This window comes from Desulfosporomusa polytropa (assembly GCF_055380075.1).
On the sequence record NZ_AP042400.1, the window covers coordinates 1,073,793 to 1,086,560 of the forward strand.

13 protein-coding genes are annotated in these 12,768 nt (G+C 43.3%); all 13 read left to right on the forward strand.

Annotation, left to right across the window (positions count from 1 at the left end; genetic code table 11):
* Positions 1–2: 2 nt before the first annotated feature.
* The 13 genes from grpE to ACZ449_RS06920 all read left to right on the forward strand — a co-directional run bounded on the left by grpE (position 3) and on the right by ACZ449_RS06920 (position 12,549).
* Positions 3–569: a nucleotide exchange factor GrpE gene (gene grpE / locus ACZ449_RS06860; protein WP_464260297.1), complete on the forward strand. Its 567-nt coding sequence runs from the start codon at positions 3–5 to the stop codon at positions 567–569.
* 35 nt (positions 570–604) lie between these two features.
* Positions 605–2,449, forward strand: a complete 1,845-nt coding sequence (dnaK, locus tag ACZ449_RS06865; RefSeq protein WP_464260298.1) for a molecular chaperone DnaK — start codon at positions 605–607, stop codon at positions 2,447–2,449.
* A gap of 20 nt (positions 2,450–2,469) precedes the next feature.
* A complete protein-coding gene (dnaJ, locus tag ACZ449_RS06870) occupies positions 2,470–3,618 on the forward strand; it encodes a molecular chaperone DnaJ (RefSeq protein ID WP_464260299.1) in 1,149 nt (382 codons plus the stop codon).
* Positions 3,619–3,653: 35 nt separating this feature from the next.
* Positions 3,654–4,592 carry a 50S ribosomal protein L11 methyltransferase gene (gene prmA, locus ACZ449_RS06875; protein WP_464260300.1) on the forward strand — a complete coding sequence of 313 codons (939 nt, stop codon included), beginning with the start codon at positions 3,654–3,656 and terminating at the stop codon, positions 4,590–4,592.
* 7 nt (positions 4,593–4,599) lie between these two features.
* Positions 4,600–5,337 carry a 16S rRNA (uracil(1498)-N(3))-methyltransferase gene (locus ACZ449_RS06880; RefSeq protein WP_464260301.1) on the forward strand — a complete coding sequence of 246 codons (738 nt, stop codon included), beginning with the start codon at positions 4,600–4,602 and terminating at the stop codon, positions 5,335–5,337.
* A 2-nt stretch (positions 5,338–5,339) separates the two neighbouring features.
* On the forward strand, positions 5,340–6,671 hold the full coding sequence (mtaB, locus tag ACZ449_RS06885; protein WP_464260302.1) for a tRNA (N(6)-L-threonylcarbamoyladenosine(37)-C(2))-methylthiotransferase MtaB: 1,332 nt from the start codon (positions 5,340–5,342) through the stop codon (positions 6,669–6,671).
* An 89-nt stretch (positions 6,672–6,760) separates the two neighbouring features.
* Positions 6,761–7,108 (forward strand): histidine triad nucleotide-binding protein, encoded by a 348-nt coding sequence (locus ACZ449_RS06890; RefSeq protein WP_464260303.1) that lies wholly within the window; start codon positions 6,761–6,763, stop codon positions 7,106–7,108.
* A 96-nt stretch (positions 7,109–7,204) separates the two neighbouring features.
* A complete protein-coding gene (gene rpsU / locus ACZ449_RS06895) occupies positions 7,205–7,381 on the forward strand; it encodes a 30S ribosomal protein S21 (RefSeq protein WP_021167731.1) in 177 nt (58 codons plus the stop codon).
* Positions 7,382–7,400: 19 nt separating this feature from the next.
* Positions 7,401–7,850, forward strand: coding sequence for a GatB/YqeY domain-containing protein (locus tag ACZ449_RS06900; protein WP_464260304.1), 450 nt, complete (start codon positions 7,401–7,403; stop codon positions 7,848–7,850).
* 690 nt (positions 7,851–8,540) lie between these two features.
* Positions 8,541–9,848 (forward strand): NfeD family protein, encoded by a 1,308-nt coding sequence (locus tag ACZ449_RS06905; protein WP_464260305.1) that lies wholly within the window; start codon positions 8,541–8,543, stop codon positions 9,846–9,848.
* Between the two features lie 14 nt (positions 9,849–9,862).
* Positions 9,863–10,879, forward strand: coding sequence for a flotillin-like protein FloA (gene floA, locus ACZ449_RS06910; protein ID WP_464261828.1), 1,017 nt, complete (start codon positions 9,863–9,865; stop codon positions 10,877–10,879).
* Between the two features lie 8 nt (positions 10,880–10,887).
* Complete coding sequence (locus tag ACZ449_RS06915; protein ID WP_464260306.1) at positions 10,888–11,274, forward strand: hypothetical protein; 387 nt, start codon at positions 10,888–10,890, stop codon at positions 11,272–11,274.
* A 681-nt stretch (positions 11,275–11,955) separates the two neighbouring features.
* On the forward strand, positions 11,956–12,549 hold the full coding sequence (locus ACZ449_RS06920) for a hypothetical protein (RefSeq protein ID WP_464260307.1): 594 nt from the start codon (positions 11,956–11,958) through the stop codon (positions 12,547–12,549).
* Positions 12,550–12,768: the final 219 nt, after the last annotated feature.

Sequence of the window (12,768 nt, forward strand, 5' to 3'; positions counted from 1 at the left end):
TAGTGAACGAAAAAGAAAAAAAGCAAGAGCAACTTGCGGCAGAACAGGAAAGTGCTCCCAACGAAACAGCAGTTGAAGACAATCCTGAAATTTGTTTTGTGCCTGAGGATGTAAATGAGTTTATGACTGCACTGGATGAAAAAGGTCGCCTGCTTGATGAAATGACTGACAGATATAAACGCCTACAGGCCGATTTTGATAATTTCCGGCGGCGAACCCGGCAGGAAAAAGAAGAATTATCAGCCGTAGTAGCTGAACGAATTGTTTGCGAGCTGTTGCCTGTAGTAGATAACTTTGAACGAGCAACAACCAGTAAGGCTACCGATGTTGATACTCTGGTAACAGGAGTGCAAATGATCTTCAAACAATTGCAAAACGCTCTGTCACAATTGGGTGTAGAGCCTGTCAATGCTGTCGGTACTGTTTTTGACCCAACTCAGCATGAAGCTGTTATGAAGGTTGAAGATGATACCCAGCCTGATGGCATGGTGGTCGAAGAATTGCAAAAAGGTTACAAAGTCAATGGGCGGGTAGTCCGTCCTAGTATGGTAAAAGTAGTAGGAAACTAACTAACAAGTATTGTTACTTAAGGAGGAATTCGATAATGGCAAAAGTAATTGGTATTGACCTTGGTACTACAAATTCATGTGTGGCTGTAATGGAAGGCGGCGAACCTGTTGTTATTCCAAACCCGGAAGGAAGCCGTATTACCCCTTCCGTTGTAGGTTTTTCAAAAAATGGTGAACGCCTTATTGGGCAGATTGCTAAACGTCAGGCAGTATCTAACCCTGATGGTACTGTCAGCTCTATCAAACGCCATATGGGTACAACATATAAGGTGAATATTGAGGGCAAAGACCATACTCCCCAGGAAATTTCAGCAATGATTTTGCAAAAACTTAAGGCTGACGCTGAAGCCTATCTTGGTGAATCAGTAACCCAGGCAGTAATTACTGTACCTGCGTACTTTACTGATAGCCAACGCCAAGCTACAAAGGATGCGGGCGCGATTGCTGGTCTTGAAGTGCTGCGCATTATTAACGAGCCAACAGCAGCAGCCTTGGCTTATGGTATGGATAAAAGCAATGATCATACCGTTTTGGTATTTGACTTAGGCGGCGGCACATTTGACGTGTCTATTTTGGAGTTAGGTGATGGTGTATTTGAGGTTAAGGCTACCAGCGGTAATAACCGCCTTGGTGGTGATGATTTTGATGAGCGTGTAGTAAATTGGCTGGTAACTGAATACAAAAAAGAACAGGGTATTGATTTAGCCAGTGACCGCATGGCGATGCAGCGTCTACGCGAAGCCGCTGAAAAAGCTAAAATCGAATTGTCAGGGGTACTTACAACCAACGTTAATCTACCGTTCATTACAGCTGACCAAACTGGCCCGAAACATCTTGATCTTAACCTGTCTCGTGCTAAATTTGATGAATTAACAGCTGATCTTGTTGAATCAACCATGGGACCAACCCGTCAAGCATTAAGTGATGCTGGATTATCAGCTAAAGATATTGATAAAGTTATTCTTGTTGGTGGTTCTACTCGTATTCCGGCTGTTCAAGAAGCCATTAAAAAGTCGTTAGGCAAGGAACCACATAAAGGGGTTAACCCGGATGAGTGCGTAGCTGTTGGCGCAGCAATCCAAGCCGGTGTACTTGTCGGCGAAGTAAAAGATGTACTTCTCTTAGATGTTACACCGCTGTCATTGGGTATTGAAACTCTGGGCGGGGTATTTACCAAAATTATTGATCGTAATACCACCATTCCGACTTCTAAGAGCCAGACCTTCTCGACTGCTGCTGATAACCAACCGTCTGTTGATATTCATGTTCTCCAAGGCGAACGGGAAATGGCTTCCTATAACAAAACACTGGGACGTTTTGAGCTCTCTGGTATTCCGCCTGCTCCCCGGGGCGTGCCGCGTATCGAAGTTAGCTTTGACATTGATGCCAACGGTATTGTTCATGTATCTGCTAAAGATTTAGGAACAGGTAAAGAACAGAAGATTACCATTACTTCTTCCGGCGGTCTGGATAAGGATGAAGTGGAAAAAATGGTTAAAGAGGCTGAAGCTAATGCAGCCGAAGATAAAAAACGTAAAGACGAAATAGAAGTACGCAACAATGCTGACTCCCTGGTATATAATGCGGAAAAAACCATTAAAGAGTTTGGTGAGAAAGCAGATAAAGAGCTGATTGAAAAAGTTCAGCAAGCAGCTGACAAACTGAAAGAATCTTTAAAAGGCAGTGATATTGAAGTTATCAAAGCTGATACCGAAGCTCTTACCAAGCCGCTCTATGAATTATCAACTGCTATGTATCAGGCCAATGCGCAAGCCGAAGGTGCACAACCAGGCGGTCCAGAAGGTCCTGAGGGTGCAGCTCCTAAGGATGATAAAGTAGTTGATGCTGAGTATAAAGTGGTGGACGAAGATAAGAAATAAAATAGCTGGGATGGTGTGAAGTGAGTAAGCGAGACTATTATGAAGTGCTGGGTGTAGCCAAAACAGCGTCTGAAGATGAATTGAAGAAGGCGTACCGTAAATTGGCCCGCAAGTACCATCCTGACGTTAACCGTGAGGCCCCCAAGGAAGCTGAAGAAAAGTTCAAAGAAGTTAACGAAGCTTACGAAATTCTATCTAATACCGAGCGTCGGGCGCAGTATGACCAATTTGGTCATGCTGCGTTTGATGCTGCTAATGGCGGTGGCGCTGGTGGGTTTGGCGGCGGTGCGGGTGCAGGTGGTTTTTCTGATATATTTGATATGTTTTTTGGCGGGCAGTCTGGTTTCGGGTTTGGTGGCGGTCGCAATACAGGACCGGAGCGTGGGGCTGATTTACGCTATGACATGGAAATAAAATTTGAAGATGCTGCTTTTGGGTTGGAGACGGAAATTCAAGTACCTCGTACCGAAGATTGCAGTGCTTGCCAAGGTTCAGGTTCTGCACCGGGAACACATCCGGAAACTTGTCCGGATTGCCGGGGTACAGGTCAGGTTCAGGTAACGCAAAATACTCCTTTTGGTCGTATGGTTAATGTTAAGGCCTGTGATCGCTGTCAAGGCACAGGTAAAATTATAAAAACGCCTTGCAAAGAATGTCATGGACGGGGAAAAGTGCGAGTCAATCGCAAAATTAAAATTAAAATCCCGGCCGGTGTGGATAACGGTTCCCGTCTTAGAGTGACACATGAAGGAGAAGCCGGGCAACGTGGTGGTCCGCCCGGGGATCTGTATGTTTATCTTTTTGTAAAACAGCATAAACTGTTTGCACGTGAAGGCAATGATATTGTGTGTGAAGTACCAATTAATTTTGTGCAGGCAACGTTGGGTGATGAGATCGAAGTACCTACCCTTGATGGTAAAGTCCAGCTTAAAGTTCCTGAAGGTACACAAAGTGGCACCGTATTTCGCATCAAAGATAAAGGCATTCCTCATTTACGAGGTCACGGACGTGGTGACCAACATGTACGTGTTAAGATCATAACACCTAAAAAATTAAACAAACGGCAAAAAGAAATTTTGCAGGAGTTTGCTAACGCTGGCGGTGTTGAGCCTACCGCAGAAGAAAAAGGTTTTTTCAAAAAGTTTAAAGACGTTTTTGGTGTTATGTAATTGTTTACTAATTGAAGTTTAAGGGGCGATGGCGCATGAAATGGTCTGAGATCAGCATTCAAACCTCCCATGAAGCTACAGACGCAGTAGCAGAAATCTTCCATGACCTAGGGGCAAGCGGGGTAGTAATAGAAGATCCTGAATTGATTAATACTTACCGGAGCTCAGGAAGTTGGGATTACTGCGACATCCCCGAGGAACTGGAAACTGAAGTTGTGACTATTAAGGCCTATTTACCTGTTGACGAGTTTTTAGATGAAAAACTGCGCGTGTTTAAAGAACGCATCAACCAGCTGCAAGAACATAATCTTGACAAAGGGCGTGGCTGTATAAATTGCCGGGAAGTACAGGAGGAAGATTGGGCTTCTTCCTGGAAAGAGTATTTTCATCCAGTACGGGTGAGTGAACATATTGTCATTAAACCGTCATGGGAAGAATATTTACCAGTTGAAGATGATATTATTATCGAACTTGATCCAGGGATGGCTTTTGGTACGGGAACACATCATACCACTGTAATGTGTATTCGCGCATTGGAGGATGTGATCAAACCAGGATATACCGTCTTTGATGTAGGTACAGGTTCCGGTATTTTGGCAGTAGCGGCAGCTAAGCTGGGTGCAAATCTTGTTCATGCCATTGATCTTGATCCAGTGGCAGTACGGGTTGCAACCGAAAACATTACCTTTAACAAGGTTACAGAAACGGTTACGATTACGCAAGGCGATCTTTTGACAGGCGTGTCTGGCAAGGCAGATGTGATTGTTGCCAATATTATTGCTGATATAATTATAAAAATGCTGCCTGATGTTCGGACCCGGCTGGCTGATACCGGAGTATTCATTGCCAGCGGTATTATTAGTGAGCGTTTAAGTGATGTTACCCAAGCGCTTATTGAGAACGAGTTTATTATTGATAAAGTGATTGAAGAAGGCGGCTGGGTAGCCATTGTAGCTAACAGCGTCAGCCAGTAGCGCCGTTATGCGTCGTTTCTTTATTGATGCACCGCTTAGCGAGCATATGGTTATTGCCAATACGGATGCCCGTCACATAGCTTCTGTGCTTAGATTAGCTGTTGGCACTACTATTTTAGTTGCTGGTCAGGACGGCAAATCAGGTAAGGCCGGAATAACAGCGGTAAGTCCGGAGGCCATCGAACTTAGATTGCTTGAACTTATTGAAGACACAACTGAGCCACCCATTGCCATCTGGTTAGTGCAGAGCTTAGCTAAAGGCGAAAAGATGGATTTTATTATCCAAAAAGCAGTAGAACTTGGGGTGTATGGCATAATCCCGGTTGTTACTGCTCACTCGGTAGTCCGCTATGATGCTGCTAAACAGGTAGATAAGGTTGCGCGTTGGCAGAAGATAGCCAGGGAAGCAGCCAAACAATGTGGTCGGAGCTATATTCCGCAAGTATGTCCGGTAACCGGTCTGACGCAGGTGCTGGAAAATAACGAATTTGCCTCAGCCAATAAAATCATGTTGTATGAAGGACAAGCTGCGCAAGGCCTAAGACAGGCACTTGCTGAGTGCAGTAAGCAGAAGTATGTACTGTTTATTGGTCCGGAAGGCGGCTTTAGCTCTGCTGAAGTTGAATTATGCCAGCAACATGGCGTAAGAATTGTTACCATGGGACCACGGATTATGCGTACCGAAACAGCCGCTTTAGCGGCATTAACAGCGGTGCTGTATGAATGCGGCGATTTGGGGGGCTGACTATGCCACAAGTAGCGTTTACAACGCTGGGGTGTAAGGTAAATCAGTTTGAAACCGAGGTTATGGAAGGCCTGTTTAAGGCGCATGGGTACGCGGTAGTGGCCTTCGATCAACAGGCCGATGTCTATGTCATTAATACCTGTTCAGTTACCAATCTGGGCGAGAAAAAATCCCGCCAGCTTATTAGGCGGGCGAGTAGACAAAATCCAAAGGCCATTATTGCTGCTGCTGGTTGCTATTCGCAGGTTTCACCGGATCAAGTCGCGCAAATTCCCGGAGTTGATGTTATTGTCGGCACCCAGGATCGGGCGCGGATTGTTGAATTGGTGGAAGCGGCTGTTGCTAATAACCGTACTGTTCAATATAATGTTGTCGCTGATATCATGCATGCCCAAGAATTTGAAGATATACCACTATTCTCGATGCCTGGGCGAAAAAGGGCTTTTCTGAAAATCCAGGAAGGCTGTACTAATTTTTGCACTTATTGTATTATTCCCTATGCTCGTGGCCCACTACGTTCCCGGCCGCTTGCTAGTATTGCTGCTGAGACTGAAAAACTGGTAGCGGCAGGGTTTAACGAGATTGTGCTTACCGGAATTCACTTAGGCGCTTTTGGCCGCGATTTATTGCATAATGGAACAGAAATCACGCTAGTTGAGGCTGTCGAGACCGTGTTAGCGGCTGGTGGACAGGGACTTATGCGCCTTAGACTGGGTTCGCTTGAATCGATAGAGCTTTCCGATAGATTAATTTCTTTACTGCAAAATGATAAACGTCTTTGCCCACATCTGCATTTACCCTTACAGTCAGGTAATGACCGGATTTTGCGGGCTATGAACCGGCATTATACTACTGCGCAGTACCGGGAGTTAATTACTAATATAAAAGCCCATGTACCGGGGCTTGCCATTACAACAGACATCATTGTCGGGTTTCCTGGTGAAACAGACGAACTGTTTGAAAGTACCCTGGCTTTTACTGCAACATTGGGTTTTGCAAAAATTCATGTATTTCCCTATTCACGGCGCACTGGTACGCCGGCTGCTGAATTTGCAGAGCAGGTGCCAGAAGCTGATAAAAAAAGTCGTGTGCACCGTTTGCAGCAGCTTGCTGACCAGCAGAGTAAAGAATTTTACCAGTTATTTTTGGGTAAAACCCTGGATGTATTGTTTGATACAGTTGAGGGTGATGGGATTATCTCAGGTTTAACAGGCAACTATGCACGCATATATGCAACTGGTAAACAGGAAAATATTGGAAGAATTGCTGCTGTTACGCTGGAAAAGTTTTATCAAGATGGACTTTGGGGCCAAATAAGGGAATATTTTTCTTGAATACCATATTTCCGGCAGGAATTTGTATATTTAAGCAGAATAATTTAGATAGTAAGTGTATATTACTATCTACTGCGGAGGGAATGCCCATGCAGCAGGACTGTATATTTTGTAAAATTGCAACGAAAACTATTCCGGTAAATGCTATATATGAGGATGAATATCTGATTGCTTTTCCAGATATAAAACCTGCGGCACCGGTACATTTGTTGGTCATACCTAAGAAGCATATTGACAATATTCTTGAGGCGACTCCTGAAGATACGGCGTTACTTGGGCATATTATGGCGACCATTCCCAAGATAGCAACCATTGCGGGGTTAGCGGAGGATGGCTTTCGCATCGTTATCAATACCAAAGATAACGGTGGGCAAACCGTGTATCACCTTCATTTCCACGTATTGGGCGGTAAATTTATGACTTGGCCGCCAGGTTAATATTGACAATATTAAGTGCTCTAGTGTATAATAGTTAGGTGTATGTTATTCAAGTACACTTCCTCGTAATGGTTCTAGTGGAGGGAGGGAGATCAGATGTCTGAAGTAAAAGTAGGCAAAAATGAAACGCTTGACAGCGCACTCCGCCGGTTCAAGCGCACTTGCCAAAAAGCCGGGGTGCTTGCAGAAGTTAGAAAACGCGAGCATTATGAAAAACCGAGCGTAAAACGCAAGAAAAAATCCGAAGCAGCACGTAAACGCAAGTTTAACTAGTTTCGGAGGGAGTAATTTCATGTCTCTTAAAGACAGACTAAACGAAGATATGAAGCTGGCTATGAAGGAGAAAGAAGCCGGAAAACTACGGCTTTCTGTTATTCGCATGGTTCGTGCTAATATCAAGTATGTAGAGATTGACAAAAAAAGAGAACTTTCTGAAGAGGAGGTTCTAGATGTACTGGCTAAAGAAGTCAAAATGCGCCGGGATTCGATGGAAGAGTTTAAAAAAGGAAATCGCCCTGATTTGGTCGAGAACCTTGAACGAGAAATCGACATTCTGATGCAGTACCTTCCTCAACAATTAACCGAGCAAGAACTACGTGTGCTTGTGGCAGAAGCTGTTAAAGAGTCTCAAGCTGCGAGTGCCAAAGATATGGGCAAGGTTATGGCTGTACTGATGCCAAACGTAAAAGGGCGTGCTGATGGTAAAATGGTAAACACCATTGTGCGCGAGTTCTTAAAATAAGTAGAACTAATTTTAATCCGGCGTGAATAGCGCCGGATTTTAGTTTTATGGTGATTTATTCATAGTTTGACTGTATTTCTATATTCCGCAGTAAAGGCTTTTGCAGGTTGGGTGATGCATTGACAACACACTACCAATCTGCAAGAGTTTTTAAAACGATAAAAAAATAAGACAAGCAGAGCTTGTCTTATTTTTTAGTTAGTGAAGCAATAAGTTTATGTTATTGCTGTAATAGTGTTGTGATTAGTAGTACGAATAGTAGTAGTATAGTTCGGCATGAGTAGTATAAAGAGTGGTTAGTAAACTAGTGTGACAAGACTATAAAAGATGGTGCGAATGGTAGTACAATAGGTTTAGCGATAGTAGTATAAACAGTGGTTGTAAGCTAGTAGGACAATGCTGCAATTAGTGATATAAGCTAGTACAAAAGTAGTGTCAAAAGTGCTGCATATAAGCTGTGTTTATAAATTGTAAATGATAGAGGTTGAATATTGCGTAAAGCGACACGAAAACTTCACTTAAACTATAGTATGACAATAACATGCATTAATCGACATGTCAAGGGAATAATAAAAAGTAAAAATATTCAAACTTTCGACAAATGAAGTATTTTAAGTAAAAAACAGGAATGATGGCATTTACTGGCGAATAAACTAGTAAGGCAAATGAATACAGGGTTGAGGTGAATCTATGCGGTATACTGGTGTATATAAAATCTTATTTGTATTATTGGCAGCGTTGTTGTCCCTGTTTGTTGCGGACAGGCCGGCAATAGCTGCTGCGAGCGGTCCAGTAATTTGCATATCGATTAAAGGTGAGATAAATGGCGGACAGGCCGCTCTGATTCACAAGGCTATGGCTGATGCTGAGAGTAAACAGGCGCAAGCAATTTTGGTGGAAATTGATACTTTCGGCGGTTTGGTGGATTCGGCTGTTAGCATTCGGGATATGATTACAAGCGCATCAGTGCCTACCATTTGCTATATAAAAAACCGGGCTTGGTCAGCAGGGGCACTTATTGCTATTTCACATAAGCATATCGCGATAGCGCCTGGCGGTAGTATTGGTGCAGCAGAACCAATACCTACTACCGAGAAAACAGTGGCTGCCTTAAAAGCGGAATTTGCAGCAACAGCGAATAAAACTGGCCGTAATCCCCGGGTGGCTGAAGCCATGGTAGATAAATCATTAGGCTTCCCCGGTTACGCCGAACCAGGCCAAATATTGGCACTTACTGATTATCAGGCAACTAAGGTCGGTTTTGCAGATGTCGTGGCCCCTGATCGTGCTGCGGTGCTAACGCAATTTGGGTTTGGTGATAGCCCAGTACTAGAATATACATTAGGCTGGCAGGAAAAGGCAGTAGGATGGCTGGCTGACCCGACAGTTAAATCATTTTTAATGTCAATTATATTTTTGGCGGTGCTGACAGAAATCAAAACCGCGGGGTTAGGGGTGGCGGCCCTTATTGGTGTGCTAGCGGCCGCACTATTTTTTGGCAGTCAGTGGATTACCGGTATTGCTGGCTGGTTAGAAATCCTGCTATTTTTAGGCGGCATTTTGCTGGTAGTATTTGAACTCTATACACCAGGCGTAGGTATATTTGGTATTAGTGGCATTATTGCTATCTTTGCCAGCTTATTTTTGACATTAGGGGCAAATGAGGCTGCGATTAACCTGTTAGCTATTAGCTTACTGGCTGCTACCATCATATTTTTAGTACTGGTAAGGAGGCTGCCTTCCAGCAAATTGTGGTCAAGGTTCATTTTAAATGACAGTGAGACTAAGAGTGCTGGTTTTAGCAGCAGTCTTGATTACAGTATATATCTTGCTAAGACAGGTATAACCCCTACCGGGCTGCGTCCTGCCGGAATCATGATCATTGATGGTACTCAATTGGATGTAGTCTCTGAGGGTCAGTTTGTTGAACCCAATAAATTAGTTAAGGTGGTGAATATAACCGGCAATCGCATTGTTGTACGACCTGTCGATTTATAAATATAAGGGAGGTAATATATTTGTCAGCTTTATTAGGTAGTGCTTTTATTGTAGTGCTAGTGATTGTGGCTATTAGCCTATTTCTTCATTTTGTACCCCTCGGTTTGTGGATCTCGGCTTTAGCGGCCGGAGTCAATGTAGGTATTTTTACTCTTGTCGGTATGCGGCTCAGACGAGTGCCGCCAAGTTCAATTGTGCTTCCTCTGATTAAGGCTAACAAAGCTGGTCTTGATGTAAACGTTAATCAGCTTGAAGCCCATTATTTGGCAGGCGGTGATGTTGATAAGGTAATCGATGCTCTAATTGCCGCTCATCGTGCTGAAATTCCGTTGCCGTTTGCACGTTCCGCAGCCATTGACTTAGCTGGACGTAACGTGCTTGAGGCTGTTCAAATGAGTGTTAACCCCAAAGTTATTGAAACTCCGCTTGTGTCAGCGGTTGCGAAAAATGGTATTGAGCTCAAAGTAAAAGCACGGGTTACTGTAAGGGCGAACCTTGACCGTTTGGTTGGTGGCGCGGGCGAAGCTACAATTATAGCCCGTGTTGGTGAAGGTATTATTACTACCGTTGGCTCGACTGACGACCATCGAGATGTATTGGCTAACCCTGATTATATTTCGCGTACTGTACTGAGCAAAGGGTTGGATTCCGGCACTGCGTTTGAAATTCTCTCGATTGATATTGCTGACGTTGATGTTGGCCGTAATATTGGCGCAGAACTTATGACCGACCAGGCGGAAGCCGAAAAGCGGATTGCGCAAGCGAAAGCTGAAGAACGCCGCGCTATGGCAGTAGCCCAGGAACAGGAAATGCGGGCCTTTACGCAGGAAATGCAGGCTAAAGTAGTAGAGGCGCAAGCCGATGTACCGAAAGCGCTTGCTATAGCCCTAAAAGAGGGACGCCTTGGCGTGATGGACTACTATAATATGAACAATGTGCTGGCAGATACGCAAATGCGTGAAACCATCTCGAAAGCTGGCCCGATAGAAACCACGGCCGAGTCAAAGACAGATGAACCTAAAAATAGGTAGGTGAAGCTATGGAAAACTTAATTCCGTTGCTGTTACTACTGGTATTGTATCTTGTACCTGAGTTATTAAAACGGCGAAAAAATCCCAAAGAGTATGAATATCCTGATGTACCAGATAAAGTGCCCCAACCGCCGGGTAGGCAGCCCGTGGATATAATTAGTAAGCCTGCATCTACACCAATAACGAATGTTAGCATGGAAGCTCCGAAAAGCTGGCATACTTCTCCGAAACCAGCGATGGCGATGCCTGCCCCAGTACATGTACCACACATAACAGAGGCAGTTTCACCATGGCAAGGCAAGCTTTCACCACAGATGGTGGAAAATGGCTTGATTTTTTCGGAAATACTTCAGCCGCCGCGTGCCTACCGTCCTATTTGGCAGCGCCCCAAATAACCTGCTGGTAAAAGTAGACTAAATTAAAGCCTATAACCGATTGGAATTACTAGGTTATAGGCTTTTACTTTTTTGGGTTTACAATAAACCTTATAACAGGGAGGCTTTTTTATCAGTAAATGTAAGAATAAGATGATAAGAATATATTTACATTTACTGGTAAAAATAGTAAACTGTAATTAAGTAAAGTATGGTTGCCTCATAGTCACCCTATGGACTCATATTAATAAGGGGGGTGAGTATTGTGGGATTTATCATTTTTAAAGACATAATAACCATAGTTGCATCTATTTTAGGAATATACAAAATGATCATCGAGCTTTGCTCGAACCCGCAAAACAAGAAACGTTCTCGTTCCCGCAAAAAATGTCATCTCTAATTGAGCCTTCGGGCTCTTTTTTTAATGAATTAGATAGGTAATATGCAAGCCGCTAGCGGGTAGGGTAAGAAATACTGTATTGGTGCATAATGGAGAGAGTCAGTCGAGTAGTTTTTTATCAAAATTCACCTACTGGTAAATAATATTGGTGAAGTCAACAGGGACTTTTTTTATCAAGAAAGTTGACGGAAAAGAAAAGTCCTTTGTTGTTCTTTCATTAAACAGACGATTTGGCAGGAGTTTTACCTTTTTTTATGAATATGTCTATTTAGTGGGTTACTATTTTAAGGGGAATGTATGAAATGAACTTCAAAGAGAATGGACTTAAACGCCGGATAAGGTCTTTAATTACATCACCAATTATTTTTTTCGTGGCTATATATATTTTGCTAGAAGAATTTTTTGAAAATGTAGTTAAACCAATTGTAGAACATATTTCTAATTGGAAAGTTTTGCAGAGAGTAGAGGGGTTTCTGCATAAGCGCAATCCTTATATGTTGTTTGCTATTTATTCCGTAAAATTAGTCTTATTTTCAAGCATTAAATTTCTTTCGCTGTATTGGATTAGCCAAGGACGTATATATGGTGGCCCTTTGCTTGTTACCGGAGAGTTATGTGGGGCGGCCTTTACGGTATGGTATGCTAAGGTAGCATTACCTGCTTTATTGACTCTGAGTTGGTTTGCCGCAGGGTACGGAAAAGTAGTTGCAATAAAAAACTGGGTAGTTAACAAACTTAGACAAATGCGCGCCTACCAGTATGCTAAAGATATAATACAGTGTGTCAGGCAAAGAATACGAGATCTAAAGCAGTTTGCGTTGCGTTTAAGTAAAAGCGAGGGAAAGGGATATTATAATCTAAAGGCGATGTACCGGTTTTTAAGCCGCAAGCGGTAATTTTACTATAATGACCTAGTTTGCACTTGGTGACACGGATGCTGGTAGACGAAGGGACGGTGGTTGTGTCTGTAAATAATGAGACTGTGAAAAGTTTGCAAGACAGACCACCGTTCTCTGATTTCCCGTGTCTTGTTCGGCATGCGCTCTATATTGCCGTCACTACGTCTGTTCGGAAGGAATTTAAAGGCTTCCATATTAACTCGGTAATTTATGAGT

Bases quoted from the DNA above. Each gene is read 5' to 3' on its own strand.
- dnaK (WP_464260298.1), top strand. From the start codon at position 605: ATGGCAAAAGTAATTGGTATTGACCTTGGTACTACAAATTCATGTGTG.
- prmA (WP_464260300.1), top strand. From the start codon at position 3,654: ATGAAATGGTCTGAGATCAGCATTCAAACCTCCCATGAAGCTACAGAC.
- ACZ449_RS06880 (WP_464260301.1), top strand. From the start codon at position 4,600: ATGCGTCGTTTCTTTATTGATGCACCGCTTAGCGAGCATATGGTTATT.
- mtaB (WP_464260302.1), top strand. From the start codon at position 5,340: ATGCCACAAGTAGCGTTTACAACGCTGGGGTGTAAGGTAAATCAGTTT.
- ACZ449_RS06890 (WP_464260303.1), top strand. From the start codon at position 6,761: ATGCAGCAGGACTGTATATTTTGTAAAATTGCAACGAAAACTATTCCG.
- rpsU (WP_021167731.1), top strand. From the start codon at position 7,205: ATGTCTGAAGTAAAAGTAGGCAAAAATGAAACGCTTGACAGCGCACTC.
- ACZ449_RS06900 (WP_464260304.1), top strand. From the start codon at position 7,401: ATGTCTCTTAAAGACAGACTAAACGAAGATATGAAGCTGGCTATGAAG.
- ACZ449_RS06905 (WP_464260305.1), top strand. From the start codon at position 8,541: ATGCGGTATACTGGTGTATATAAAATCTTATTTGTATTATTGGCAGCG.
- ACZ449_RS06915 (WP_464260306.1), top strand. From the start codon at position 10,888: ATGGAAAACTTAATTCCGTTGCTGTTACTACTGGTATTGTATCTTGTA.
- ACZ449_RS06920 (WP_464260307.1), top strand. From the start codon at position 11,956: ATGAACTTCAAAGAGAATGGACTTAAACGCCGGATAAGGTCTTTAATT.